A 268-nucleotide genomic window follows, 5' to 3' on the forward strand; every position below is an offset into this window, starting at 1 on the left:
GGCAAAGAAAATGTGATCGCCGCTTTGCCGCTGTACCATATTTTTGCGTTGACGATAAACCTGATGATTTTTGCGAATACAGGTTCAAAAATCATCCTGATTACCAACCCGCGCGACATGAAAGGCTTTATTGCTGAATTGAAAAAAGAGCGCATCAGCGTATTTGTCGGCGTCAACACTTTGTTTAATGCGATGGTCAACCGTCCTGATTTTGCCGAAATCGATTTTTCTTCTTTGAAACTGACGGTTGGCGGCGGTATGGCAACGC

General features: G+C 44.4%; 1 protein-coding gene. It reads left to right on the plus strand.

What is annotated here, in order from left to right:
• Positions 1-268, plus strand: a 268-nt coding sequence (locus tag ACTHSP_RS23755) for an AMP-binding protein (protein WP_440347205.1), incomplete at both ends; no start/stop codon positions are given.

The organism is Neisseria sp. P0001.S005, assembly GCF_051963715.1.